Source organism: Luteibacter sp. (assembly GCF_036499525.1).
Classification (GTDB): Bacteria; Pseudomonadota; Gammaproteobacteria; order Xanthomonadales; family Rhodanobacteraceae; genus Luteibacter.
The window spans coordinates 16,603-41,627 of sequence record NZ_DASYDO010000010.1; the positions used below are offsets into that span (position 1 = coordinate 16,603).

The window sequence follows — 25,025 nt, forward strand, 5'->3', positions numbered from 1 at the left end:
GCGGCTAGGCCATCAGGCTTTATTCGTGGCCGGTCCGCGGCGCTGGCGGCGGCGCTTGTGGCTGCCGGTGTTCTCGCCGCTGCCCGCGGCCGAATGGCCGTGCGGACGGTGCGAAGGCGGACGGCCGCCGCCGTTGCCGCCGGGGCGACCCTGGCCCTGGCCCTGACCACCGCCATTCTGCGAACGCGGCTGGCGCTGCTGCTGTTTCGGACGCGGTGCGCCGGCGTCCAGGCGCAGCGGCGTGCTGGGCTCGTAGCCCGGCATGTTGCTGATCGCGAGATCGTTCTTCAGCAGGCGGCCGATGTCGCGGAGCAGGCCGGATTCGTCATGGCTCACCAGGGAGATCGCCTGGCCTTGGGCTCCCGCGCGGCCGGTACGGCCGATACGGTGCACGTAATCCTCGGCGACCATCGGCAGGTCGAAGTTGATCACGACCGGAAGCTGGTCGATGTCGATGCCGCGCGCGGCGATGTCGGTCGCCACCAGCACGGTGACGCGGCCGCTCTTGAAGTCAGAGAGCGCGCGCGTGCGCGCATTCTGGCTCTTGTTGCCGTGGATGGCCGCGGCGCGGACGCCGGCCTGTTCCAGGTGGCGCACGAGCTTGTCGGCGCCATGCTTGGTGCGGCCGAACACCAGCGTCTGGCGACGGCTGTCCTGGGCGAGGATGTGCAGCAGCAGCTCGCGCTTGTTGGCGGCATCCACCGGGTGCACGACGTGCGTGACGGTATTGGCGACGCTGTTCGCCGGCGTGGTCGAGACCTCGCGCGGTTCGCGCATGAACTGCTGGGCGAGTGCCTTGATCTCCGGCGCGAACGTGGCCGAGAACAGCAGCGTCTGGCGCTGGCGCGGCACCGCGGCGAGGATGCGCTTCAGCGCGGGCAGGAAGCCCATGTCGAGCATGCGGTCGGCCTCGTCGAGGACGAGCACGTCAACCTTCGACAGGTCCACCGAGCGCTGCTGCATGTGGTCGATCAGGCGGCCGGGAGTGGCCACGACGATGTCGACGCCACGACGCAGCGTCTGCAACTGGTTGCCCATGCCCACGCCGCCGAAGATCACGGTGCTGGAAAGGCGCACGTACTTGCCGTAGTCGCGCAGGTTTTCCTGCACCTGGGCGGCGAGTTCGCGGGTGGGTGTGAGGATGAGGGCGCGGATGGGGCGGCGGCCTTCGGTACGTTCCTCGCGGGCGAGGCGATGGAGAACGGGCAGTGCGAAGGCGGCGGTCTTGCCGGTGCCGGTCTGCGCGGCGGCCATCAGGTCGTGGCCGGCGAGCACCTCGGGAATGGCCGCGGCCTGGATGGGCGTAGGCTTCTCATAGCCGGCCTCGGACAGCGCGCGCAGCAACGCGGGCGCAAGGCCCAGCGAATCGAAAGACATGGAAAAACTCCTGCTTGACCCGAGCGTTCCCTGGAACCGCGCTGCGAGTTATGGATTCGGCGGCCGCGAGCCATGACGAAGACAGCAGGCTGGCCGGTGTCGCGCGCGCTTCCGGAGGTGGGGGAACGGGCGGGAAAATCTCCACGCCGGGGGTCCGCAAGGGAGTCGGAGCGCAGGCACGACCGGACAAGTATACCTTATTGCGACGCACAATAGGGAGGCGGCCCAACAGGCGCCCAAGACCAGTAGGAGCGCGCCCTGCGCGCGACAGCTTTTGAGCCCCACGCCCGGAGCTGGCGCGCCAGACCTGCAGGCCGCAGGGAGAAGCTGTCGCGCGCAGGGCGCGCTCCTACGGGGGCCAGCTAGCGAGACGCGGTCATCAGCCAGCTGTTGTAAGGAGTACGCCCGAACAGCGGCTTGAAGGACACGCGGATGCCGCGCGGTTCCAGCACGCCGCGAATATCGTCCTCGGTAGGAAAATACTGCGCCCCGCCGGGAATCCACCCCACAGCCTTGATGAACCGCTCCTCCCACACCGTGGCCCGATAACGCCAGGAGCCATCGCGGATGACGTTGCGCAGGATCAGCACGCCGTCGTCGGCAAGGTGCTCCAGGGCGAAGGCGAGCAATTCGGACTGCCGTTCACGCGGGAGGTAATGCAGCACGTCGAGCATCGCCACGTGGCCACGCACGGTCTGCGGCGTGGCGGCGTCCGTTTCGCGCAGCGCGATCTCGTCGCCCAGGCCCGCGCGCTCGGCCGCATCGCGGCCCATGGCGATCTTCCGGCCGTCGTGATCGAGGCCGATATATCCGTCGAGGGCGTTGCAGTCATGCAGATAATGCCCGAGCAGACCCAGGCCGCAACCGATGTCGAGCAGGGGCAGGCGGCGTCCGGCAATGGCTCGGGCGGTGGCCGTGTACACGGGATCGGTGGCGAGCTTGCCGTGGATGTAGATCCGATCGCCGCAGCGACTGAACCGGGCGGCGATGCGTCGCCGCGTGCGGCTATCGGGAATCATCGGACCTCCGTCCGTCGGGAGGGCCGGGGCGGCGTTGCGCCCCGGCCATCGGTGCTAGCGCTGCGGCTGCTTGGTGCTGGCCTTATTGATATAGGCGTCGTACTCGCCCTTGTCCACCTTGCCGTCGTGGTTGGTGTCCGCTTCGTTGAAATGCGCGCGGAGTTCCTTCAGCGAATCGACATCCTTGGGTACATCGGAGCGCCGGATCGCACCCTTGTTGTCCTTGTCGAGGTCGGAAAACGAGGGGGCGCCGCTGTCGCCGGAAGCGGATTGCGGTGGGGCGCCGTGTGCGAACGCGACACCGGTGGCGAGGCTGGCAAGCAGCGCGAATGAAACGATCGATCGCGAGTACGTCATCGAGTCCTCCGTCAGTCGTGAGATGGGCAGTGTAACGAGACACTGTCATGGCGCCGTGAGGCGCCCGTTGGATATTAGCGCTGTGCTAGCCTCGGCGCCGCCCGATCGTTGAGGAAATTCTTATGCGTCTTCTCGCCGCGCTGCGCGAACTCGACCCTACGCAGCGGCATACCGTGCTCGCCAGTTTCCTGGGCTGGACGCTCGACGCCTTCGACTACTTCCTGCTCACCTTCGTCATCCTGGCCGTGGCGCACGAGTTCAACGTACCGAAGCAGGAGGTCACCTATGGCCTGTTCCTGACGCTCGCGGCGCGGCCGATCGGCGCGCTTCTCTTCGGCCGGCTGGCGGACCGCTATGGACGCCGTCCCATACTGATGATCGACATCGTCCTGTTCTCGATACTGGAACTGGCCTGCGCCTTTGCGCCCAGCCTTGGCGTCCTGCTCGGCCTGCGCTTCCTGTTTGGCATCGCGATGGGTGGCGAGTGGGGCATCGGCGCCTCGCTGGCGATGGAGTCGATTCCGGCAAAATCCCGCGGCTTCGTTTCGGGGCTGCTCCAAAGCGGATATCCCTGCGGCTTCTTCCTCGCCGCGCTGGTCAACTGGCTACTGGTGGATGCGATCGGCTGGCGTGGCCTGTTCGTGGTCGGCGCGCTGCCGGCGCTGCTGGTGCTGTACATCCGCCGCAAGGTACCCGAGTCGCCGGTGTGGGAAGGGCGTCGGCACCATGCGCGCGAGAGCCTCTTCGTGTCGATGCGCGGGTATTGGAAGCTCTTCATCTACCTCATGCTGCTGATGGCGGCGTTCAACATGTTCAGCCACGGCTCGCAGGACATGTATCCCACCTTCATCCAGACCCAGCTGAAGATTCCCGCCGGCTCGGGTACCGCCTTCATGCTCACGGCACTGCTCAACCTGGGCGCGCTGGCCGGTGGCCTGACCTTCGGTTCGTTCTCGGAGAAGATCGGGCGCCGCAAGGCGATCATGATCGCCGCCCTGCTGTCCATCCCGGTGATCCCGCTATGGACCTACGGTGGCTCGCTGCTCTTGCTGGGCCTCGGCGCCTTCCTGATCCAGGTGATGGTGCAGGGTGCCTGGGGCGTGGTGCCCACCCATCTCAACGAACTGGCGCCGGACGCGGTGCGCGGCACCCTGCCGGGCTTCGCCTACCAGATGGGCAACCTGCTGGCGGCGATCACGGCCACCGCCCAGACCTGGCTGGCGGAGCGGCGTGGCGGTGATTTCGCCTTCGCCATGTCCACCTGGATCGCCGTGGTGGCCATCCTGCTTGCCTTGCTGACCTGGCTGGGGCCGGAGGCTCGCGGCGTGGGTTTCGGCCGGGCCCGCGAGCCGGGTGACGGCGGGGCCGGGCACGGCTAAAATCCCCCGTTTTCCTCCGGTAGAAACCAACATGCAGGCTGGCAAGGACAAGGTCATCTCGTTCCACTACTCCCTCACCCTGGACGGCGAGAAGGTCGAAAGCTCGGTCGACGGCGGCGAGCCGCTGTGGATCCTGCTGGGCCACGGCCAGCTGATTCCGGGGTTGGAGGCTGGTCTGGAAGGCAAATCCGTCGGGGATACCTTCGACGTCGAGATCGCCCCGGAGCAGGGTTACGGTCCTCGCCAGGAAGACATGACCCAGCGCGTGCCGAAGAAGTATTTCCCGCAGCAGGGCAAGGGCCTGAAGGCCGGCGAGAGCACCGTTCTTTCACTGAAGGAAGGCGGCAACCGCGTTGTCGTGGTGCAGAAGGTGGGCTCCAGCGTGGTCGACGTCGACCTCAACCACCCGATGGCCGGCAAGACGCTTACCTTCCACGTCGACGTGCAGGCCATACGCGACGCTTCGGAAGAAGAGATCGCCCACGGCCACGCCCACCCGAACGGCGACGGCGCGCACTGAGCACTTGTAGGGACGGCGCTTCCCTGCGGAAGGGATGGCGCCGCGCCCCTGAAAAAAAGAACGGCGCCCTCGGGCGCCGTTCCTCGTTCATGCCGGAGCGTGGTTCAGACGACCGATTCGCCGTTCACCGAGATTTCGATGTCGATATTGCCGCGGGTGGCGTGCGAGTAGGGGCAGACCTGCTCGTGCGCTGTCTTGACGATGTCCTTTGCGGTTTCGGCGTCCACGCCGGGCAGGCTGACTTCAAGTTTCGCCTGGATCGCGAAACCCGACTCTTCGCGCGGACCGATGCTCACGCTGCTGGCCACCGAAGCATCATCGACCTTGACCTTCCGCTGGCCGGCGACGAAACGTACGGCACCTTCGAAGCAGGCCGCATAACCGATCGCGAAGAGTTGCTCGGGATTGGTGCCACCACCGTTGCCGCCCATTTCCCTGGGCAGGCGCAGGTCGACCTTGACCTGGCCATCGTCGGTTTCGCCGTGGCCTTCGCGGCCGCCTGCGACCTGGGCATGCGCGGTGTAGAGAACCTTCTGTACCTTCGAGATGTTGCTCATGTCGGGCTGTCCTTGGATCAGGGGGGGATCAGTTGAGAACACGCCTTCCATAGGCGAAGTTCTCTTTCCAGTAGGCGCCGTCCAGGTCATCCAAGCGTACCGTGCCGCCCGAGTTGGGCGCGTGGACAAAACGGCCTTTTCCGACATAGACGCCTACGTGCGTAATGTGGCCACGGCCGAAAAAAACCAGGTCGCCGCTGGCCAGTTCACCCTCGCGTACCTTGGGCTTGTCGAGGTCGGCCATCTCGGCGGACGTACGCGGCAGGCGCAGGCCGGTGGACGTGACGTAGATGTAGTTGATGAGCCCACTGCAGTCGAAACCGCCCTGCGGTGTGTTGCCGCCCCAGCGGTACGGCGTGCCGACCAGGCCGATGGCGCGGAAGAGGACGTCGTTGGCGGCGTCGGCAGGCGGTGCGGCCGCGGGCGTCATGGACCAGCCCAGGTTCTTCGCGATGGGTACGGCGGACGCCGGATTGCGGCGTTGCGACGACGAAGGCTTGTGCGGAGCGCTGCCGCAGGCGGCCAGGAGGATCGCGGCGGCCGTCACGGCCATCAGGCCGAGGCAGGACCGGGAGCGGGGGCGATGCTTGGCTGGGACCATCCTGCGTATTCCCTGTCGACGTCGGGCGTAAGGAGATTATCAAATCAACAGGTTGCAAGGAATACCTGCTAAAACGCACGAATTTACTCTACAGACAGTCGCAGTAGAATGGGTCCTTTACCGTACTCGCCTTAACGATCGGGTCTTTGACCCAGGAGAGAAATGCATGACAGTGGAAACCTTCGACCTCATCGTGATCGGCGGCGGCTCGGGCGGACTGGCCGCAGCGATCCGGGCGTCGAAACACGGCGCGAAGGTCGCGTTGCTGGAGCCGAAGGAACTGGGCGGCACCTGCGTCAACGTCGGTTGCGTACCGAAGAAGGCCATGTGGTACGCGGCCCAGATGGCCGAGGCGCAGTACATCGCGGTGGATTACGGTTTCCACGACACCCCCGGCAGCCTTGACTGGCCGCGTTTCATCGATCGCCGCCAGGCGTATGTCGACCGCATCCACGTCAAGTACCAGCAAATGCTCGACACGGGCCACATCACCGTCATTCGCGAGGCAGGTCGCTTCCTGGCGCCCGACCGCGTGCAGGCCGGGACGCGTGAACTGACCGCACCGCACGTCGTCGTCGCCACCGGCTCGTCGCCCAACCGCCTCGACAAGCCAGGTTTCGAACGCGCCATCACCTCGGACGAGTTCTTCGACCTGCGCGAGTGCCCGCGCCGCACGGCGATCATCGGCGGTGGCTACATCGCCGTGGAGCTCGCTGGCGTGCTGCGCGCGCTGGGCGGCGAGGTGGACATGTACGTGCGTGGCCGCCTCATGGGCGGTTTCGACGAGGAAATGGCCTACGGCCTCGGCGAGGAGATGGGCCAGCATGGCATCCGGATCAACTACGGCTGCGAGATCGAGGCGCTGCGCGAAACCGACGGCGTGTTCTTCCTCGATTGCAACCGTGGCGACCGCCCGGGTCCTTACGAATGCATGATCATGGCCGTGGGCCGGCATGCGAACGTCGCCACCCTCGACATTCACCGGATCGGCCTGCGCATCGGCGACCACGAACACGTGGAAGTCGACGACTACCAGAACACCAATGTGCCGGGTGTCTACGCCGTCGGCGACGTGACACAGCGCATGGCTCTCACGCCCGTGGCCGTGTCGGCCGGACGCAAGCTCGCCGACCGCCTGTTTGGCGGCAAGCCGGAAGCGAAGCTCGATTACCAGAACATTCCGACGGTGGTGTTCTCGCATCCACCGCTCGGCACGATCGGCATGTCCGAGGAGCAGGCGCGTCTGCACCACGGCGCCGAGGTGCATCTGTACAAGCAATCCTTCGTGCCGATGCACTTGGCCCTGGCCCACCGGCCCATGACCACGCGGCTCAAGCTGATCTGCGTGGGCGATGATTCGCGTATCGTCGGCATGCAGATGCTGGGACCGGGCGTGGACGAGATCCTCCAGGGCTTCGCCGTGGCCATCAAGATGGGTGCGACGAAGGCCGACCTCGACGCCACCCTTGCCATCCATCCCACCGTGGCGGAGGAGATGGTGCTGTTGGGGGATCGGGTGCCCGGATGAGCGGTACACTGCCGGCATGAGCCCGTATACCCTGCACCGCGGCACCGCACCGCTCCTGATCAGCCTGCCGCACAACGGCAGCGCCATTCCCGACGAGCTGGGCGCGCGCATGAAGCGTCCCGCTCGCCGCTCGCCGGATACCGACTGGCACGTGGCGGAACTCTACGATTTCGCTCGCGACATGGGTGCAAGCGTGATCCGGCCGTTCGCCTCGCGCTATGTCGTCGACCTGAACCGCCCGGCGGACGGTCAAGCGCTGTACCCGGGCAAGAGCGAGACCGGCCTGGTGCCGACCATCCTCTTCAGTGGCGAAGCCATCTATCGTCCGGGCGCCGAACCGGAAGCCGACGAGATCGCCGACCGCGTGAAACGCTGGTGGAAGCCATACCACCGCGCGCTTGCCGACGAGCTCAACCGGCTCAGGAAGGAGTTCGGGCGCGTGGTGCTGTGGGAAGGGCACTCCATTCGCAGTCATGTGCCCATGCTGTTCGAGGGCCGGCTGCCGGACTTCAACATCGGCACCGCCGACGGCGCCAGCTGCTCGCCGGCATTGCAATCCCGGCTGGCTGCGTTGCTGGAACAGCAGGACGACTACACCCACGCCGTGAACGGCCGCTTCAAGGGCGGTTACATCACGCGAAACTATGGCAACCCGGCGCAGGGCATCGACGCCGTCCAGCTGGAGTTGTCCCAGCTCAACTACATGGACGAGGACTCATTCGAGTACCTTCCGGAGAAGGCGGCGACCGTGCAACTGCTGATCGGCGAGATGTTGAAGGCGTGCATGGAGCACGCCCGCGCGTCATAGGGCATGTAGGAGCCCGCCATCATGTAGGAGCGCGCCATAGGGCAGTAGGAGCGCGCCCTGCGCGCGACAGCTTTTCGGTTCAGTTTCCGGATCGCGCGCGCCAGCTCTCGGTCACGGCCTCAAAACATGTCGCGCGCAGGGCGCGCTCCTACAGCGCGGCAATGCACTTGAGTTCGATAGCGATCGGCGTCGGCAGCGCATTCACTTCCACCGTCGTCCGGCAGGCGTCGACGCCGGCAAACGCCTCCGCGTAAAGCTGGTTGTACACCGCGAAATCGTGCGCCATGTCGGTCAGGTAGACGGTGACATCCACAAGATCCTCGAAGCGAGCTCCGCTGGCTTCGAGCACCGCGCGCACATTGGCGAATACCTGCCGGCACTGTGCCTCGATGTCGTATGAAAGCAGGTTGCCCTGGGCATCCATGACGTTCCCCGGGATTGCATTCGTGGCCGGCTCGCGCGGCCCGATGCCGGAGAGGAACAGCAGCTGGCCCACGCGACGCGCATGCGGATAGGCCCCAACGGGGGCGGGTGCACCTCGAACGTGGATGACGTCATTGACCATGGTCGATGCAGATGTTCCTGGCTTCGGTGAAGAAACGCATGGCTTCGACGCCGCCTTCGCGGCCCACGCCGGATTGTTTCGTGCCACCGAATGGCGTGCGCAGGTCGCGCAGCATCCAGCAGTTGACCCAGACGATGCCAAAATCCAGCTTCGCCGCGAAGCGGTGCGCGCGTGACACGTCGCGTGTCCACACCGACGCCGCCAGGCCATAAGGCGTACCGTTGGCGATCGCGAGTGCATCGTCCTCGGTGTCAAAAGGAATCAAGGTGACGACGGGGCCGAAGATCTCTTCCTGGTTGGTCGCCGTATCGGATCCCAGTCCCTCGATGACCGTGGGTTCGATGAACCAGCCATCGACGCAACGGCCACCGACCTCGACCCGGTCACCACCGGTGAGCACGGTGCCGCCTTCGGCGCGGGCCCGCTCGATGCAACCCGCGACCTTCTCGAAGTGAGCCTGGGACACCAGGGCGCCGAGGTGGTTGCCTGGATCTTGCGGATCGCCTACGCGCAAAGCGCGCACGCGCTGGAGGTAAGCCTCGCGGAAGCGCTCGTAGATGGAGCGCTGCACGAGCAGCCGCGAACCGCAGAGACAGATCTCGCCCTGGTTGGCGAAACCCGAGCGGACGATCGTCGCCATCGATGCGTCGTCGAAATCGAAATCGCCGAAGACGATGGCGGGATTCTTGCCACCGAGTTCCAGCGATACCTTCTTCAGCTGTGGCGCAGCGGCCGCGGCGATCGCCGTGCCCGTGCGCGTGCTGCCGGTGAAGGAGATGGCCTTGACCTGATCGTGCGTGACGATGGCCTCCCCGACGGCGGGACCGGTGCCGTGCACGATATTCAGCGCACCGGGTGGGAAACCCGCTTCCTCGACGAGCGTGCCGAGCAGCCAGGCCGTATAAGGCGTGATCTCGGACGGTTTGGCGACCACCGCGTTACCCGCGGCCAGCGCCGGCGCGATCTTCCAGGTAAAGAGATAGAGCGGCAGGTTCCAGGGGCTGATGCAGCCGACCACGCCGAGCGGCAGGCGCAGCGTGTAGTTGATGGCGCCGTGTTCCATGGCGTGTGATTCGCCGCTCCACTGCCCCGCCGCGGCGGCGAAGAAGCGCAGGTTGGCGATGGCGCGCGGAATATCGAGCGAGCGGGCAAGGGCGAGCGGCTTGCCGCTGTCCTGTGATTCGGCCTCGGCGAAGGATTCCAGCCGGCTCTCGATGCCGTCGGCAAGGCGCTGCAGGCAGCGGGCGCGCGTTTCGGCTGGAAGCCGTCCCCACGCCGGTGCTGCGCGCGAGGCGGCTGCGACGGCGGCGGCCACGTCGTCCGGACCGGAATCGGGACAGCGCGCGAACGGCCGTCCCACCGCCGGATCGACGACGTCGAGGTAACCGCCGCCAAGCGGTGCGCACTGCCTCCCGTCGATGAAGTTGGCGAAGACCAGCATGGCCGCCTCAGTTCAGGGCGCGGGTGCGGCCACCGTCGATGGCGATGCTGACGCCATTGACGTAGCCGGCGGCGGGACTGGCGAGGAAGGCCACCATCGCGGCGATCTCCGCGGGTTCGGCGAAGCGACCCGCTGGCACGCTGGCCAGTAGCCCCTTTTCCACTTCCTCGCGCGTGCGGCCCGTCTTCACGCTGGCTTCCACCAGCGCCTCGAGGCGCGGCGTGCGCGTGTAGCCGGGAAGAATGTTGTTCACGGTGATGCCATCGGCCGCGACCTCACTGGCCAGCGTCTTCGCCCAACCGGCCATGGCGGCGCGGGTGGTATTGGACACGCCCAGGTTCGGGATCGGTTCCTTCACCGAGGTGGAGATGATGTTGACGATGCGGCCGTAGTGCGCCTCGCGCATGCCGGGCAGGCAGGCCTGCGCGAGTACCTGGGCAGCGATCACGTGCTGGCGGTAGGCGGCGAGGAAGGCATCGGGCTCGGCGCTCCACACGGGGCCGGGCGGCGGACCGCCGCTATTGTTCACCAGCACGTGGACGGCATGGTCGCCGACGATCTCCGCCACGACAGCGGCGAGGGCGCCGGTGTCCAGCATGTCGACCGCGACGTGGCGATGCTTCTGCCCGGCCTGGCCCGCCGGGAGTTCAGCGGCGAGCGCGGCCAGCGCGTCGGCGGAGCGGGAGAGGAGAGTCAGGCTGGCGCCGAGTTCAGCCAGTTCGAAGGCCGTGGCGCGGCCCAGGCCTTGTGAGGCGCCACAGACCAGCGCGTGGCGACCGGTGAGACGAAGATCCATAAGTGCTCCTCGGATGGGCAGATCAGCCCTGTTTCATCGCCCACCACTGTATCGCCATTGCGATCAACCAGCACGGCCAGGCCAGCCACGGCGCCAGCCGCCACAGGCGCTGCCAGCGGTCCAGGCTGTCGTCGTCGAACAAGGCCGGTGCGTCGGAGCGCAGCACGCGGCGCACGCGCAACCAGTTCGCCATGCCGTTGGGCCTGCCGGTGTCGGCTTCGACAATGGTTTTCCACTGGTCCGGATAGTGCTTGCGCAGCAGGGCGGTGAAACGCCATTGCGCGACGAAGTGCAGGACGAAGAATGCAACGGCGCCTAGCAGAAGCAGAAGGTAAAGGTAGACCGCGGTCTGCATGGCGGATCAGCTGCCCTTTTCTTTGTCTTTGTCTTTCTTCTTCGGGTCTTCGCCCAGCAGGTCGGTGGTGACCACGCTGCGGATCGTCGAGATGACGCCGTCACCCTGCTGCGCCTTCGAGCATACGGCGTTATTGATCGCCCTTTTGTATGTGTCGTTCTGCATGCCGACGAACAGCACGCCGTCCGGACCGTGGGAGATATTGAAGCTACCGGCCGGATTCATCTTCACGGGTGCTTCGGCCGAGAACGTCGTGGGCGACTGCTCCCAGTAGGTCTGGCTCTGCTGCTGCTTCGCCGAGGAATAGACCACGAGGTAGCGCGCCTTGTCGTCCATCACCTTGAACTCGCCGAAGGCGCCGGTTGTCTCGCTGGTCCAGCCGATGTTTTCGCAAAGCTGGATGTCTTCCGAATGCAGTGGCTGGAAGGCGTCGTCCAGCAGCACCACCGTCGGCGCGAAGAGGTAGCTGGAACTCAGCCAGCGGCCGTTGAGCTCCGACTTCATCGCGATGGTATACGGCAGCTGCGCGCCCGAGGGCAGGCGGAACGCGAGGAAGTAGCTGCGGTCGCCGTTGAGGCTGGCGACCGGGCTGTCCTTGTTCAGTTCGAATCGCTGCGGCTGCCACGGCAGCATGTCCTGGTAGGACAGGTCGGCGAAGCTGCCGCAACAGGGGGCGGCCCCTTCGAGCGTCTTCCGCGCGATATCGATCGTGTTCGTCGGATTCTCCGGCGGACGGAAGTTCGGCGGCACGATGGAGCGGCAGGCACCCAGCGCCACGAGGACGAGGGCGAGGAGCAGCGGACGGAGCAGGGAAGGGGGCATCATATTTTTTTCGTTGCTAGAACTCGGCACTCCCTGCCGCACGGGGATAAGGGATGGCGTCGCGGATATTCGCAAGGCCGCAGACGTAGACCAGCAGGCGCTCGAAGCCCAAGCCGAAGCCCGCGTGAGGCACGGTGCCGTAGCGGCGCAGGTCGCGGTACCAGTCGTAGGTGGCCTTGTCGAGGTGGAACTGGTCCATGCGCCGGTCGAGGTAGTCGAGGCGCTCCTCGCGCTGGGCACCGCCGATGATTTCGCCGATGCCGGGCGCCAGGACGTCCATGGCGGCCACGGTTTTCCCGTCGTCGTTGAGGCGCATGTAGAACGCCTTGATCTGTTCGGGGTAGTTCATGACGACCACCGGCCGGCCGATATGTTCCTCGGCGAGGTAGCGCTCGTGCTCGGTCTGCAGGTCGATGCCCCAGGCCACGGCATGTTCGAATTTCTTGCCGGACTTCTGCAGGATCGACACCGCCTCGGTGTAATCGATGCGCTCGAATGGCTTGGCGATGAACGCTTCCAGGCGCGAGATGGCGTCCGGCTGCACGCGCTCTGCGAAGAACGCCATGTCGTCGGGACGCTCGTCGAGCACGGCCTTGAAGATGCCCTTCAGGAACAGCTCGGCCAGGTCGGCGTTGTCGTTGAGGTCGGCGAAGGCCACTTCGGGCTCGACCATCCAGAACTCGGCCAGGTGGCGCGTGGTGTTGGAGTTCTCGGCGCGGAAGGTGGGGCCGAACGTGTACACCTTGCTCATCGCCAGGGCATAGCCTTCGACGTTGAGCTGGCCGGACACGGTGAGGAAGGCTTCGCGGCCGAAGAAGTCCTTGCGGAAATCGATGGCGCCCTTCTCGTCGCGCGGCAGGTTGGCGAGATCCAGCGTGGACAGGCGGAACATGTCGCCCGCGCCCTCGGCGTCGGACGTGGTGATGATCGGCGTGTTGATCCAGAAGAAGCCCTGTTCCGTAAGGATCCGGTGGATCGCCATCATCATGGTGTGGCGGACGCGGGTGACGGCGCCGAACAGGTTCGTGCGTGGTCGCAGGTGGGCGACCTCGCGCAGGAATTCCATCGAATGCTGCTTGGGCTGGATAGGGTAGGTGAGCGGGTTCTCGACGAAGCCGGTGACCTCGATCCGGCTGGCCTGGATCTCATAAGCCTGGCCCTTGCCCTGCGACGGCACCAGCTTGCCGGTGGCGATGACCGCGGCGCCGGCGGAGAGGTGCTTTACCTCGGTCTCGTAATTGGCGAGATCGGCGGTGGCGACCACCTGGATGGGGGCGAAGCAGGAGCCATCGCTCACGTTCACGAACGAGAGTCCACCCTTGGACTCGCGCAGGGTGCGTACCCAGCCGCGAACCGTGACTTCATGTTCGCCTGCGGCCGTGCCGCCGGCGAGGGCCTGCTTGACGCTTACCACCGTCATCGATTGAAACTCCGGAAAAGGCGCCGCATGTAAGGCGCGTAAGAAGCACGACCCTGCATGATAATGTAAGGGTTGCGTGAACGGCACCGTCCATTCATATACCACGGCCAGAAAACGTTTTCATGATACAGATCACCCCCGCAGCATCCGACCGCATGCGCGCCTTCCTGGCCCGTGCTCCCGACGCCGCGGGCGTCCGTTTCTCGGTGAAACGAATGGGCTGCTCGGGCTTCGGCTACGTGGTGGACCTGGCCGGCGAGATCGCCGCGGACGACCGCGTGCTCGATATCGACGGCATCCGCGTGGTGGTGGACCCCAAGAGCCTGCCCCTGGTGGACGGCACCCTGATCGACTTCCAGCGTCAGGGCCTCAACGCCTCCTTCGTCTTCCACAACCCCAATGCCACCGGCGAGTGCGGCTGCGGCGAATCGTTCACTGTCGCGTAGCGACGCCGCCCGTAGGAGCGCGCCCTGCGCGCGACCGGTTTTGAGGCCGGGCCCCCGAGCTGGCGCGCCGGCTTGCGCACAGGTGCGAAAACTTGTCGCGCGCAGGGCGCGCTCCTACGGGCGGGGTTGCCCTAAGCCCCGGTTTCTCCTTACAATGCGCGGCTGGCCCTCCCCTCAAGGAGGGTCTTCTTGCCTCACCGCCTTCGTGCGGGAGGCTGCCATCCCCGTGAAGGGGTGCATCCACAAGGAGCCACCATGCGTCATTATGAAGTCGTGTTCCTGGTCCATCCGGACCAGAGCGAACAGGTGCCCGCCATGATCGAGCGTTACAAGACGCTGATCGAAGGCGACAACGGCAAGATCCACCGCCTCGAAGACTGGGGCCGCCGTCAGCTGGCTTACCCGATCGAAAACCTCGCGAAGGCTCACTACGTGATGCTGAATATCGAGGTTTCGCAGAACGCCCTGAACGAGCTCGAGACGGGCTTCCGTTTCAACGATGCCGTCCTGCGCCACCTCGTGATCCGTCGCGACGAAGCCGACACCGAGCAGTCCTTCATCCTGAAGAGCAAGGAAAAGGACGAGCAGAAGGGTTCGCGTCGCCGTGACGACGATAGCGATGGCGACGACCGCCGTGGCGGTCGCGACAATGACAACGATCGCGACAGCGACGACTAATCGGGGATCACAGCCATGTCCAAATTTTTCCGCCGCCGCAAGTTCTGCCGCTTCACCGCCGAGGACGTCAAGGAGATCGATTACAAGGATCTCAACACGCTTCGCCAGTATGTCACGGAGAACGGCAAGATCGTCCCGAGCCGCATCACCGGCACGAAGGCCCGCTACCAGCGCCAGCTGGCGACCGCGATCAAGCGCGCTCGCTTCCTGTCGCTGCTGCCGTACACCGACAACCACGACGTCTGATCGAGGATGCCCTCTCCCTTGAGGGGAGGGCATCTTCACGGCGTCATTTCGGACAACCGTCCTGGCTGCGCGGGGCCCATCCCGCGCTAACGAAAAGGAATATCCATGGAACTCATTCTCCTGCAGAAGGTGAAGAACCTCGGCGACCTCGGCGACAAGGTCAACGTCAAGCCGGGTTACGGCCGTAACTTCCTCCTGCCGACCGGCAAGGCCGCGCGCGCCACCGTCGCCAACCTGGAAGCGTTCGAAGCGCGTCGCGCCGAGTACGAAGCCAAGGCCAAGGACCAGCTGTCCGGTGCCGAGGGTCGTATGGCCAAGCTCGAAGGCGCCGAAGTCACCATCGAAGTGAACGCTTCGCCGGAAGGCAAGCTGTTCGGCTCGGTCACCCCGCGCGACGTCGCCGAAGCCCTGACCGCCAAGGGTCTGGACGTCGACAAGAGCGAAGTGATCCAGGCTGAAGGCCCGTTCCGCAACACCGGCGATTACGAGGTCGTCATCGTCCTCCACGCCGATGTGCATCAAACGGTCAAGGTCAAGGTCGTCGCAGCGTAAGCTCCGCACCACCTACGATACCGGACGGGCGCCGAAAGGCGCCCGTCTTCGTTTCTACGCACAACTTATCCACAGACTTATCCTCTCAACGGGTGAGACAGGTCCGCGTATGATCGTCCTCACGGCCTGCCTCTCCGGGCTGGGTGCCGTCCGCAACACGAGGTAATCCATGTCCTTCAATCCAGAGCGCAGCGACCGCGGCGAACGCAAGCGCCGCCGCGAGCCGTCCGCCATCGACGCGCTGCGTATCCCGCCGCATTCCATCGAGGCCGAGCAAGCCGTGCTGGGCGGCCTGATGCTTTCGCCGGATTCGCTGGACAAGGTTGCCGACAAGCTCATCGACGACGACTTTTACCGCCGCGATCATCGCCTGATCTGGCGCGCCATCAACGAGCTGGCGAACAAGGGCATGCCCTGCGACGCCATCACGCTGGGCGACTGGTTCATCGCCAACGACATGGCCGAGATGGTCGGTGGCGCCACCTACGTCATGGAACTGGCGAACTCCACGCCCAGCGCGGCGAATATCGCCGCCTACGGCGACATCGTTCGCGAGAAGTCCGTGCTGCGCCAGCTGATCGATGCGGGCACCCTGATCACCGAGGACGGCTTCCGTCCCGAGGGCAAGAGCGTCCAGGAAGTGATGGAGCTTGCCGAGCAGCGCGTGTTCCGCATCGCGGAATCCGGCGCGCGCGGCAAGAAGGATATCGTGTCGGTGCGTGAAGCCACGGCCGAAGCGTTCCGCATGCTCACGGAACGCTACGAGAAGCGCGGCCAGCTCACCGGCCTGTCCACCGGCTTCACCGACCTGGACGAGCTCACCTCGGGCCTGCAGCCGTCCGACCTGATCATCGTCGCGGCGCGTCCTTCCATGGGTAAGACGGCGTTCGCGCTGAACCTCGCCGAGGCGGCCGCGATGCGCGGCAAGAAGGCGGTGGCAGTGTTCTCCATGGAAATGTCGGCCTCCCAGCTGGCATTCCGATTCATCTCCTCGCTCGGCCGCGTGCACGCGCAGCACCTGCGCAACGGCGACCTGGCGGAAGAGGACTGGCCGCGCGTCACCTCGGCGATCACCATGCTCTCCGACGCGAAGATCTTCATCGACGACACGCCTGCGATGTCGCCTGTGGAAATGCGCTCGCGTGCGCGCCGCCTGCAGCGCGAGCACGGCCTGGGCATGATCGTGATCGACTACCTGCAGCTCATGCAGGTGCCGGGCAACTCCGAGAACCGCGCCACGGAAATCTCGGAGATCTCTCGCGGCCTGAAGGCGTTGGCGAAGGAACTCAACGTGCCGGTGATCGCACTGTCGCAGTTGAACCGCTCGCTGGAACAGCGCGCCGACAAGCGCCCGATGATGTCCGACCTGCGCGAATCCGGCGCTATCGAGCAGGATGCGGACGTCATCATGTTCATCTACCGCGACGAGTACTACAACAAGGAATCCGCGGACAAAGGCCTCGCCGAGATCATCATCGGCAAGCAGCGTAACGGCCCCACCGACACCGTGAAGCTGGCCTTCCTCGGCCACTACACGAAGTTCGAGAACTGGGCTCCCGACTCCTACGTAGGCAGCTTCGACTAAGGCTGCAGGAGCGCGCCCTGCGCGCGACAGCTTTTGAGGCCGTGCCTTGGAGCGGGCGCGCCAGCTTCACGACTGGAGCGAAAGTCTGTCGCGCGCAGGGCGCGCTCCTACCCGGCGCGGCTCCGCCGGCGTAATCTCCGTTCCAGACGGAGGTGCACCGTGGATCACCACTACGACGTCCTCATCATCGGCGCCGGCCTGTCCGGCATCGGCATGGCCTGCCGGCTGGCCCTGGCCTGCCCGGACAAGCGCGTGGCCGTCATCGAGCGCCGCAAGGCCATGGGCGGCACCTGGGATCTGTTCCGCTACCCGGGCGTGCGTTCGGATTCCGACATGTTCACCTTCGGCTTCGGCTTCCGGCCCTGGAACGACCTGAAGGTACTGGCCGACGGCCCGTCGATCCGCCAGTACGTGATCGACACGGCCCGCGAGTTTCATGTCGAAGACGGGATCCTGTTCGGCCTGCGGACGGTCGGCGCCAGCTGGTCATCCAGGGAACGCCGCTGGACCGTCCGTGCACGACATGACGACGGCTCGGCTCGCGTCTTCACCTGCCATTTCCTGGTCGGCGCCACCGGTTACTACGACTACGATCGCGGCCACGTGCCCGACTTCCCGGGCCTTGCGGACTTCACCGGTCGTTTCATCCATCCGCAATATTGGCCGGGCGACCTCGACTGGCAGGGCAAGCGCGTGGTGGTCATCGGCAGCGGCGCCACCGCCGTCACCCTCGTGCCGGCGCTGGCGGAGAAAGCCGCGCACGTGACAATGCTGCAGCGATCGCCCGGTTACATTTTCTCCGTGCCTTCGCGTGACGCGATTTCAGCCGTGCTGCTACGCGTGCTACCGGCGAAGATCGTTTATGGGCTGGCGCGGCGCAGGAACATCCTGTTGCAGCGCGTACTCTATAAATCCGCGATGCGCTGGCCTTCGCGCGTGCGCGCGATCTTGCTCGGTGCGGTTAGGCGACAGCTCGGCAATGCGCCGATCGAAGACTTTTCGCCCGATTACGCGCCATGGACCCAACGCCTGTGCATCGTGCCCGATGCCGACCTGTTCAAGACGATACGCGGGGGCAGGGCGTCCGTGGTCACCGGCGAGGTGGCCGGGTTCGAAGGCAGGGCGATCCGTCTCGCGTCGGGACAGGAGCTGGAAGCCGACATCGTCATCAGTGCCACGGGCTTCAACCTCCAGGCATTGGGCGGCATGCGCATCGAGGTCGACGGCGTGCCGCGCGATCCAGGGAAGACGCTCACCTATAAGGGCGTGCTGCTCGACGGCATACCGAACCTCGCCGTGCTGTTTGGCTACATCAATGCATCATGGACGCTGAAGGTGGACCTCGCCGCGCAATACGTATGCCGCCTCCTGCGTCATATGGAAGCCGAAGGCGCGACGATGGCGACGCCGCGCGCGCCGGAGAACGAGGCACTCGACGTCTGCATCCTCGACGAACTGCGCGCCGGCTATGTGGCGCGCGGCGAAGCGTCGATGCCACGGCAAGGCAGGAGCGGGCCGTGGCGCGTGAGCCACCGCTACGAATGGGATCGTCGGACATTGCTTGAAGCCCCGCTGGACGATCCCGCGCTTGTCCTGTCCTGAGAAGGCGCGGCGAACTTGCTAAGCTCGATGGACATACTGTCCGGAGAGCCTCGATGTTCCGTACTTGCCTGATCCTTGCCGCGTGCCTGCTCGCGTCGAACGCTTTCGCGGCGAAGGGCATCGTTCTTCCCAGACATCCCACGTCCGCGCAGCGGGCGGACATCGAGCACCTGCTCAACGATTGGCCGGACCTCGGCCGTTATGCGCAGGACAATGCCGCGCTGGCACCGCCAAGAGCCGGCGATCAGCGTGTCGTTTTCATGGGCGATTCGATCACCGACTTCTGGGGACGTTCGGTGGGCACCTTCTTTCCCGGGCAGCCGTATGTGAACCGTGGCATCAGCGGGCAGACGACACCGCAGATGCTTATCCGCTTCCGTGCGGACGTCATTGCGTTGAAGCCGGCGGCCGTCGTGATCCTGGCCGGTACCAACGACATCGCCGGCAACACCGGTCCCGCGACCCTGGCGATGATCGAGGACAACCTCGCATCGATGACCGAGCTTGCCCGCACGCACGGCATCCAGGTCGTCCTCGCGTCCGTGATGCCCGTGAACGACGACGTCGTGAAAGACCAGACGGCGCAGCGGCCGACTGGGACCATCCGCGCGCTCAATGCCTGGATCAAGGCGTACGCCTCGCGCGCGAGCCTCGTCTTCGTCGACTACTACGAGGCGATGGTCGATGCGCGCGGCATGCTGAAAAAAGAGCTCAGCGACGACGGCCTCCATCCGAACGCGGCGGGTTATGAGGTGATGGCCCCGCTCGTGCAGTCGGCAATCGACCGGGCACTCGCGGGCAAACCCTGATAGGACGCAGCGGCCGGTCACCTGTCACTTTTAAGACGACATCCTAAAGACCCGGCGGTTGGCATTCCTTAGCATGTCAGCCGCGCCAACCCAGGCGCCTTCAAGGACAGATCAATCCATGGATTTTCCCATCAGGCAGGCCGCCGTCGTCGCGGCCGCGGTCTTTATTGCTTCGCTCAGCCAGCCGGTCCAGGCCGGGTTGCCCTTCTTCAACAAGAAGAACAAGGAACACGACGTCAAGATCGTGCAGATTCCCCATTGCACGAAGAAGCTCGGCTCCATTTCCGTCATCGAGCCGGAGGCTTCGCAGAGCTGGTGGACCGGGCGGCAGCTGCCCGCGCCCAGCAGGCTCATCAAGGTTTTCGTATCGAAGTCGGCTTGCTTCACCCTCGTGGACCGCAACAGCGGCATGGACGCCGCGATGCGCGAGCGAGTACTTGCCTCGGGCGGCGAACTGCGCAAAGGTTCCAACCTGGGTAAGGGTCAGTTAAAGGTGGCGGACTACGTACTTGTCCCGGATCTGATCGACAGTAATAACGACGCTGGCGGCGGTGGCATTTCTGGCCTGGCCCAGAGCCTGCTCGGCGGCACCGCCGGTCGCGTCGCCGGTTCCATCAGCCTGAATTCGAAAACCGCGGATGTCACCCTCACGGTCACCGACGTGCGCTCTTCGGAACAGGTGGCGATGGTCGAAGGCCATGGCGAGAAGAACGACATCGGCTTCGGCGGAAGTGGCCAGCTCTGGGGTAGTCAGAGTCTCGGCGCGGCGGGCCTTGGCGGATACACGAACACCACCCAGGGGCAGGTCATCACCATGGCCTATCTGGACGCTTACACGAAGCTGGTTTCCGAACTCGGCGGCCTTCCGGCCGACGCTTCGGCGGCGAACGAGCGGCCGATGTGACGATAGCTGCAGGCCGCAGGCAGCGGTCTGCCCCTTCGTTGCCCCGTGGTTGCCCGCTCGTTGCGGATAGACTGGGCGGTCAGTCGCTACCGCCCGGTCGTCCCCACGCCATGAGCCGCACCACCGTCGCCACCATCCATCTCGGCGCGCTCCGCCATAACCTGGCCCGCGTGCGGGCGCTGGCTGGCTCGGCGAAGGTGATGGCGGTGGTGAAGGCCGACGCCTATGGCCATGGTCTGGAACGCGTGGCGCGGGCGCTGGACGGCGAAGCCGAAGCTTTTGCCGTCGCCGCCATCGCGGACGGGCTGCGCCTGCGCGCGGCGGGACACCGGCAGCGGATCGTCGTGCTGTCGGGGCCGGATACCCCTTCGGACCTCGTGGAAATGCAGCGCCTGCAGCTCGACGCGCTCATCCACCACGAGGCCCAGCTGCCCTGGCTTGCCAAGGCCGATCCGGCGCGCGGACCGCTGCGGGTGTGGATCAAGGTCGACACCGGCATGCACCGTCTTGGTTTCGCGCCGGAGCGGGCCCGCGAGGTCCATGCGAGCCTGCTGGCCATGCCGGTGATCGAGGGCGAGGTCGGGTTGATGACCCATTTCGCCTCGTCCGAGGAATTTCAGGGTCGCGACACGGCGCTGCAGATCGCGCGATTCCGCGAAGCCACGGAAGGGCTGGCGGGACCGCGCGCCCTTTCCAATTCCGCCGCCGTGCTGGGCTGGCCAGACGCGCGCGGCGACTGGGTTCGCACAGGCGGCCTGCTTTATGGACTTTCCGTGGTGGAAGGACGATCGGGAGCCGATTTCGGCTTTCGTCCCGCGATGTCGCTCACGACGCGACTGGTGGCGATCAACCGCCTCGCCAAGGGCGAGCGTGTGGGCTACAACGGCACGTACGAGTGTCCGGAAGACATGGCCGTGGGCGTGGCCGCCATCGGCTACGGCGACGGCTATCCGCGCAGTGCGGCCGCGGGCACGCCGGTGCTGGTCAACGGCCGCGTCGCGCCACTGGTCGGCCGCGTGTCCATGGATCTCATCACGCTCGACCTGCGGGCTGTGCCCGAGGCGCGCGTCGGCGACAAGGTGACTCTGTGGGGCGAAGGCCTCCCGGTGGAAACCGTGGCCGCCTCGGCGGGGACGATCTCCTACGATCTCACCTGTGGCATGACCCGGCGCGTCCTGTTCGTCGAAGACGAGACCTGATCGCGTCCCTTGCGACGCATCCGCGCTATACATCGCGCTTCACCAGAGGAATACCGAACGATGGCCAAGGCCAAGACCGCCTACGTCTGCACCCAGTGTGGCGCCGAACATAGCAAGTGGCAGGGACAGTGCGCCGAGTGCGGCGAGTGGAACGTTCTGTCGGAGTTCGTCGTGCAGCCGGCCAAGCCCAATGCGGTGTCGGCCGGCGCGCGGCGTGGCGGGTATGCGGGCGAGGCCGCGGGAGCGCCGAGGATCACGCCGCTCACCGAGGTACTGCTGACGGCCGAGGCGCGTACGAATACCGGCATCGGCGAACTCGACCGCGTGCTGGGCGGCGGCCTGGTCGAGGGCTCGGTGGTGCTGATCGGTGGCGACCCCGGTATCGGCAAGTCGACCCTGCTGTTGCAGATGCTGGGCACGCTCGGCGCCAGCCTGCCCAGTCTCTACGTTACCGGCGAGGAATCGCTGGGTCAGGTCGCAGGACGCGCGCAGCGCCTCGACCTGCCGCTCGGTCCGCTGCACGCGTTGGCTGAAACCTGCATCGAGCGCATCCTGGAGCAGGTCGCGTCGGCGCGCCCGCGCGTGCTGGTCATCGACTCGATCCAGACCATCTGGACCGAACTCCTCACCGCCGTGCCCGGCTCCGTGAGCCAGGTGCGCGAATCGGCGGCGAAGCTCACGCGCTTCGCCAAGGAAACCGGCACCTCGGTGTTCCTGGTCGGCCACGTGACGAAGGAAGGCGGCATCGCGGGTCCGCGTGTGCTCGAGCACATGGTCGACGCGGTGCTGTACTTCGAGGGCGAATCGGGAAGCCGCTTCCGCGTCCTGCGTGCGTTCAAGAACCGCTTCGGCGCGGTGAACGAACTGGGTGTGTTCGCCATGTCCGAGAAAGGGCTGCGCGAGGTGCCGAATCCGTCGGCGATCTTCCTCTCCGCACACGCCGGCCCGACACCCGGCAGCGCGGTGATGGTGACCCGCGAAGGCACACGTCCGCTGCTGGTGGAAGTACAGGCGCTGGTCGACCAGTCGTCGCTGGGCAATCCGCGCCGCGTCGTCCTGGGTCTCGAACAGAACCGCCTCGCCATGCTGCTCGCCGTGCTGCATCGGCACGGCGGCGTGGCGGCGTATGACCAGGATGTCTTCGTCAACGTGGTCGGCGGCATCCGCGTGCAGGAAACCGCATCGGACGTTCCCGTGCTGATGGCCGTGCTGTCGAGCCTGCGCGATCGTCCCTTGCCCGAGAAGACGATCGCCTTTGGCGAGGTCGGCCTTTCCGGCGAGATCCGCCCCGTGCCGAACGGTGAGGAACGCCTGAAGGAGGCCGCGACGCACGGCTTCCGCCGCGCGGTGGTCCCCGCGGCTAACGCGCCGAAGCGCGGCCGTGTGGGAGAGATGGAGGTTATCGGCGTGGAACGGCTGTCGCAGGCGATCGACGCCAGCCGGGAGTAAAGTCCGCAGTGGACCAATCTTGGAGCCTCTGGAAAGCTTCTTCTTGATTACATGCCATCACACAACAGTTTCGATCAGGAGGGATTTAAATGCGGCCGTCCGTTGCACTTGACCTGAAACGAAGCGCTGTGCGCGAAACAGTGAGCCGTTTTCGCACGATGAATCCTCGTGTCTTCGGATCGGTGCTGCATGGCACTGACCAAGACGGAAGTGACATCGATCTCCTGGTCGATGTACTACCCGGTGCGACGCTGTTCGACCTGGGTGGACTTCAGTATGAACTGGAATCACTGTTAGGCATCCACGTCGATTTGCTGACTCCGGACGATCTGCCGCCGGATTTCCGGGCTAAGGTGCTCGCGGAAGCGTGCCCTGTATGAATGAAAATCGGCTCTGCGACAACCTTGAGCTGCGTCACGCTGCCGTACTACGCATAATCGGCCTTTAATCGTCACCATCTGGTCGGACTGGCTCGCGTGAACTGCGTTTTCAGGGCGACCATTTGTCGAATGCATCCCAACTTCGCTGCTGTAAGGGTTCCCCTACAGATTGAGGCTTGCTGATCTGATACAGCCCGACCTGCGAAAGAGGTGCGGCAGTTATCATTTGACGAATGGAGTACAAGTAATGAGGCTTTCTATCGCCACGATAGTGGCTGTTGTCCTATCCGCATTTGCCGCCGCCGGGTCAGTAAGGGCTACATCCGTTGAGCCTGTTACGATAGTGCTTTCCACGTCAACAGATGCTGGAGATGCAGGAAAGCCCATGGTCGTAGTTACTATTACGAATAACGGAGACTCCCCCGTAACCCTGTCGAAATTTCAGCTTCCGTTTGATTGGAACGGTCCGCTGCCGAACAACCAGTTTGACGTGAGGGATCTTGGGGGATTTCAGCAAAAATACATTGGGGACTTTGACTATGTGGTTGGACGGGATGCTGCCGATTTCATTCAATTGCAAGCGCATCAATCAATAGGCGGAAAGGTCGAACTTCGTTATTCCTATTCGTTCGACGCGCAAGTATACGTTAGGTTTAAAGTGCGTTTTACGCTGGCGCTCGGAGTTCTACCTGAAGGGCAAGAGTTGGATGAAACCTCTCCTGACTATGAAATGAGCCCGAACAGGGCTCGGACTGTTCAGAGTAACGAATTACAGTTGACCCTCGATCCTACGGCTCCTCTAGATCCACCTGGTGGCGCAGTACGGCATAGGTCCGCAATGTTGTCGATCTTTCCAGAAGCTGGCTCGGAATTCATGAATGCAAATGGGTCTCAGATCAATGATCCAAGCGGAAGCTGTACGGGTGGTGCCCCTGATGTAATTGTTGATGCCTTTCTAGGCTCTCTCGCGTCTGGTGTGGTTGACATGCTGTCGCTCTTGCAGCGGGTGCGTGCGGAAGGCATCGCTTTGGCGATGGAAATGCTCTTCACTCAAGCGCTCGGACTGGTCACCCCCTGGCGCGTGGTCAACGTGGACTTTCAGCCTTCGGCCGGCCAGATCGTGTTCAAGGTCGAGAACACGGCGAGCCGGCTGGCTTGCCCGGCATGTGCCGCCGCGGACCAGCCCGTGCATGACCGTCTGCCACGTCGGTGGCAACACCTGAACTTCTTCCAGTTCAAGGCGATCATCCAGGCTCAGGTGCCGCGGGTGGGCTGCCGGTCGTGCGAGAAGACCACCCAGGTGGCGGTACCGTGGGCGCGGCCGGGTTCGGGCTTCAGCCAGACGCTGGAGGCGTTCGTGGTGGCGCTGTGCTCGCAGATGCCTGTGGCGGCGGTCGCCAGGCTGCTGGGCGTATCCGATGAACGCGTGTGGCGGGTGCTGGACTACCACGTCGCAGCGGCACGGGCGCGCGAGGATTATTCCCATGTGCACCGGATCAGCGCGGACGAACGCAGTGCGCGCAAGGGGCAGCGCTTCCTGACGCTGTTCTGTGACCTGGACGCACGCCGCTTGCTGTTTGCCACGCAAGGGCGGGATGCGGCCACCTTCAAGGCGTTCGCGGCGGACTTG

The 25,025-nt window shown here is 65.1% G+C and carries 27 protein-coding genes; 16 read left to right on the forward strand and 11 right to left on the reverse strand.

Going from position 1 to position 25,025, the window contains the following annotated elements:
* Positions 1-12: 12 nt before the first annotated feature.
* The 3 genes from VGM71_RS01100 to VGM71_RS01110 form a co-directional block, all read right to left on the reverse strand.
* A complete protein-coding gene (locus tag VGM71_RS01100) occupies positions 13-1,377 on the reverse strand; it encodes a DEAD/DEAH box helicase (RefSeq protein WP_331541913.1) in 1,365 nt (454 codons plus the stop codon).
* A gap of 362 nt (positions 1,378-1,739) precedes the next feature.
* The gene (locus tag VGM71_RS01105; RefSeq protein ID WP_331541914.1) at positions 1,740-2,396 is read right to left on the reverse strand and encodes a class I SAM-dependent methyltransferase; all 657 of its coding nucleotides are present in this window, start codon (positions 2,394-2,396) and stop codon (positions 1,740-1,742) included.
* A 54-nt stretch (positions 2,397-2,450) separates the two neighbouring features.
* Positions 2,451-2,753, reverse strand: coding sequence for a hypothetical protein (locus VGM71_RS01110; protein ID WP_331541915.1), 303 nt, complete (start codon positions 2,751-2,753; stop codon positions 2,451-2,453).
* A 122-nt stretch (positions 2,754-2,875) separates the two neighbouring features.
* Between VGM71_RS01110 and VGM71_RS01115 the strand changes: the two genes are divergently transcribed.
* Together VGM71_RS01115 and VGM71_RS01120 are read left to right on the forward strand one after the other, a co-directional pair.
* A complete protein-coding gene (locus VGM71_RS01115) occupies positions 2,876-4,132 on the forward strand; it encodes an MFS transporter (RefSeq protein WP_331541916.1) in 1,257 nt (418 codons plus the stop codon).
* 31 nt (positions 4,133-4,163) lie between these two features.
* Complete coding sequence (locus VGM71_RS01120) at positions 4,164-4,652, forward strand: peptidylprolyl isomerase (protein ID WP_331541917.1); 489 nt, start codon at positions 4,164-4,166, stop codon at positions 4,650-4,652.
* A gap of 104 nt (positions 4,653-4,756) precedes the next feature.
* On the opposite strand, the gene VGM71_RS01125 is transcribed toward VGM71_RS01120, so the two are convergent.
* Entirely contained in the window at positions 4,757-5,209 is a 453-nt protein-coding gene (locus VGM71_RS01125) for an organic hydroperoxide resistance protein (protein WP_331541918.1), read from the reverse strand.
* Positions 5,210-5,237: 28 nt separating this feature from the next.
* Complete coding sequence (locus tag VGM71_RS01130) at positions 5,238-5,762, reverse strand: C40 family peptidase (protein ID WP_331541919.1); 525 nt, start codon at positions 5,760-5,762, stop codon at positions 5,238-5,240.
* Between the two features lie 214 nt (positions 5,763-5,976).
* Between VGM71_RS01130 and gorA the strand changes: the two genes are divergently transcribed.
* Both gorA and hutG read left to right on the forward strand, forming a co-directional pair.
* Positions 5,977-7,338, forward strand: coding sequence for a glutathione-disulfide reductase (gene gorA / locus VGM71_RS01135; protein WP_331541920.1), 1,362 nt, complete (start codon positions 5,977-5,979; stop codon positions 7,336-7,338).
* A 16-nt stretch (positions 7,339-7,354) separates the two neighbouring features.
* Complete coding sequence (gene hutG / locus VGM71_RS01140) at positions 7,355-8,146, forward strand: N-formylglutamate deformylase (RefSeq protein ID WP_331541921.1); 792 nt, start codon at positions 7,355-7,357, stop codon at positions 8,144-8,146.
* Between the two features lie 148 nt (positions 8,147-8,294).
* Here hutG and VGM71_RS01145 read toward each other — a convergent pair whose 3' ends face one another.
* The 6 genes from VGM71_RS01145 to asnS are packed head-to-tail and all read right to left on the reverse strand — an operon-like array spanning position 8,295 to position 13,545.
* A complete protein-coding gene (locus VGM71_RS01145) occupies positions 8,295-8,711 on the reverse strand; it encodes a RidA family protein (RefSeq protein ID WP_331541922.1) in 417 nt (138 codons plus the stop codon).
* Positions 8,701-10,152 (reverse strand): aldehyde dehydrogenase, encoded by a 1,452-nt coding sequence (locus tag VGM71_RS01150; protein WP_331541923.1) that lies wholly within the window; start codon positions 10,150-10,152, stop codon positions 8,701-8,703. The genes VGM71_RS01145 and VGM71_RS01150 overlap by 11 nt, the downstream gene beginning before the upstream one ends.
* 7 nt (positions 10,153-10,159) lie before the next feature.
* Positions 10,160-10,948 carry an SDR family oxidoreductase gene (locus VGM71_RS01155; RefSeq protein ID WP_331541924.1) on the reverse strand — a complete coding sequence of 263 codons (789 nt, stop codon included), beginning with the start codon at positions 10,946-10,948 and terminating at the stop codon, positions 10,160-10,162.
* A gap of 22 nt (positions 10,949-10,970) precedes the next feature.
* The gene (locus VGM71_RS01160; RefSeq protein ID WP_331541925.1) at positions 10,971-11,303 is read right to left on the reverse strand and encodes a hypothetical protein; all 333 of its coding nucleotides are present in this window, start codon (positions 11,301-11,303) and stop codon (positions 10,971-10,973) included.
* Positions 11,304-11,309: 6 nt separating this feature from the next.
* Positions 11,310-12,128 carry a MalM family protein gene (locus VGM71_RS01165; protein ID WP_331541926.1) on the reverse strand — a complete coding sequence of 273 codons (819 nt, stop codon included), beginning with the start codon at positions 12,126-12,128 and terminating at the stop codon, positions 11,310-11,312.
* 13 nt (positions 12,129-12,141) lie between these two features.
* The gene (gene asnS, locus VGM71_RS01170; RefSeq protein WP_331541927.1) at positions 12,142-13,545 is read right to left on the reverse strand and encodes an asparagine--tRNA ligase; all 1,404 of its coding nucleotides are present in this window, start codon (positions 13,543-13,545) and stop codon (positions 12,142-12,144) included.
* Between the two features lie 122 nt (positions 13,546-13,667).
* Here asnS and VGM71_RS01175 point away from each other — a divergent pair, with 122 nt between their 5' ends.
* The 12 genes from VGM71_RS01175 to VGM71_RS01230 all read left to right on the forward strand — a co-directional run.
* A complete protein-coding gene (locus VGM71_RS01175) occupies positions 13,668-13,991 on the forward strand; it encodes an iron-sulfur cluster assembly accessory protein (RefSeq protein WP_331541928.1) in 324 nt (107 codons plus the stop codon).
* A gap of 255 nt (positions 13,992-14,246) precedes the next feature.
* Positions 14,247-14,669, forward strand: a complete 423-nt coding sequence (gene rpsF, locus VGM71_RS01180; protein WP_166699056.1) for a 30S ribosomal protein S6 — start codon at positions 14,247-14,249, stop codon at positions 14,667-14,669.
* A gap of 15 nt (positions 14,670-14,684) precedes the next feature.
* The gene (gene rpsR / locus VGM71_RS01185) at positions 14,685-14,915 is read left to right on the forward strand and encodes a 30S ribosomal protein S18 (protein ID WP_007081973.1); all 231 of its coding nucleotides are present in this window, start codon (positions 14,685-14,687) and stop codon (positions 14,913-14,915) included.
* A gap of 105 nt (positions 14,916-15,020) precedes the next feature.
* Positions 15,021-15,467: a 50S ribosomal protein L9 gene (rplI, locus tag VGM71_RS01190; protein WP_331541932.1), complete on the forward strand. Its 447-nt coding sequence runs from the start codon at positions 15,021-15,023 to the stop codon at positions 15,465-15,467.
* A 169-nt stretch (positions 15,468-15,636) separates the two neighbouring features.
* Positions 15,637-17,052: a replicative DNA helicase gene (locus VGM71_RS01195; RefSeq protein ID WP_331541933.1), complete on the forward strand. Its 1,416-nt coding sequence runs from the start codon at positions 15,637-15,639 to the stop codon at positions 17,050-17,052.
* A 159-nt stretch (positions 17,053-17,211) separates the two neighbouring features.
* Positions 17,212-18,654 (forward strand): NAD(P)/FAD-dependent oxidoreductase, encoded by a 1,443-nt coding sequence (locus tag VGM71_RS01200; RefSeq protein ID WP_331541934.1) that lies wholly within the window; start codon positions 17,212-17,214, stop codon positions 18,652-18,654.
* Positions 18,655-18,707: 53 nt separating this feature from the next.
* Positions 18,708-19,463, forward strand: a complete 756-nt coding sequence (locus VGM71_RS01205) for an SGNH/GDSL hydrolase family protein (RefSeq protein WP_331541935.1) — start codon at positions 18,708-18,710, stop codon at positions 19,461-19,463.
* A 118-nt stretch (positions 19,464-19,581) separates the two neighbouring features.
* On the forward strand, positions 19,582-20,367 hold the full coding sequence (locus VGM71_RS01210; RefSeq protein WP_331541936.1) for a CsgG/HfaB family protein: 786 nt from the start codon (positions 19,582-19,584) through the stop codon (positions 20,365-20,367).
* Positions 20,368-20,477: 110 nt separating this feature from the next.
* A complete protein-coding gene (gene alr / locus VGM71_RS01215) occupies positions 20,478-21,566 on the forward strand; it encodes an alanine racemase (protein WP_331541937.1) in 1,089 nt (362 codons plus the stop codon).
* Positions 21,567-21,626: 60 nt separating this feature from the next.
* Entirely contained in the window at positions 21,627-23,015 is a 1,389-nt protein-coding gene (gene radA / locus VGM71_RS01220) for a DNA repair protein RadA (protein WP_331541938.1), read from the forward strand.
* Between the two features lie 89 nt (positions 23,016-23,104).
* A complete protein-coding gene (locus VGM71_RS01225) occupies positions 23,105-23,395 on the forward strand; it encodes a nucleotidyltransferase family protein (RefSeq protein ID WP_331541939.1) in 291 nt (96 codons plus the stop codon).
* 385 nt (positions 23,396-23,780) lie between these two features.
* The coding region (locus VGM71_RS01230; protein WP_331541940.1) for a helix-turn-helix domain-containing protein at positions 23,781-25,025 on the forward strand (1,245 nt) is incomplete at its 3' end.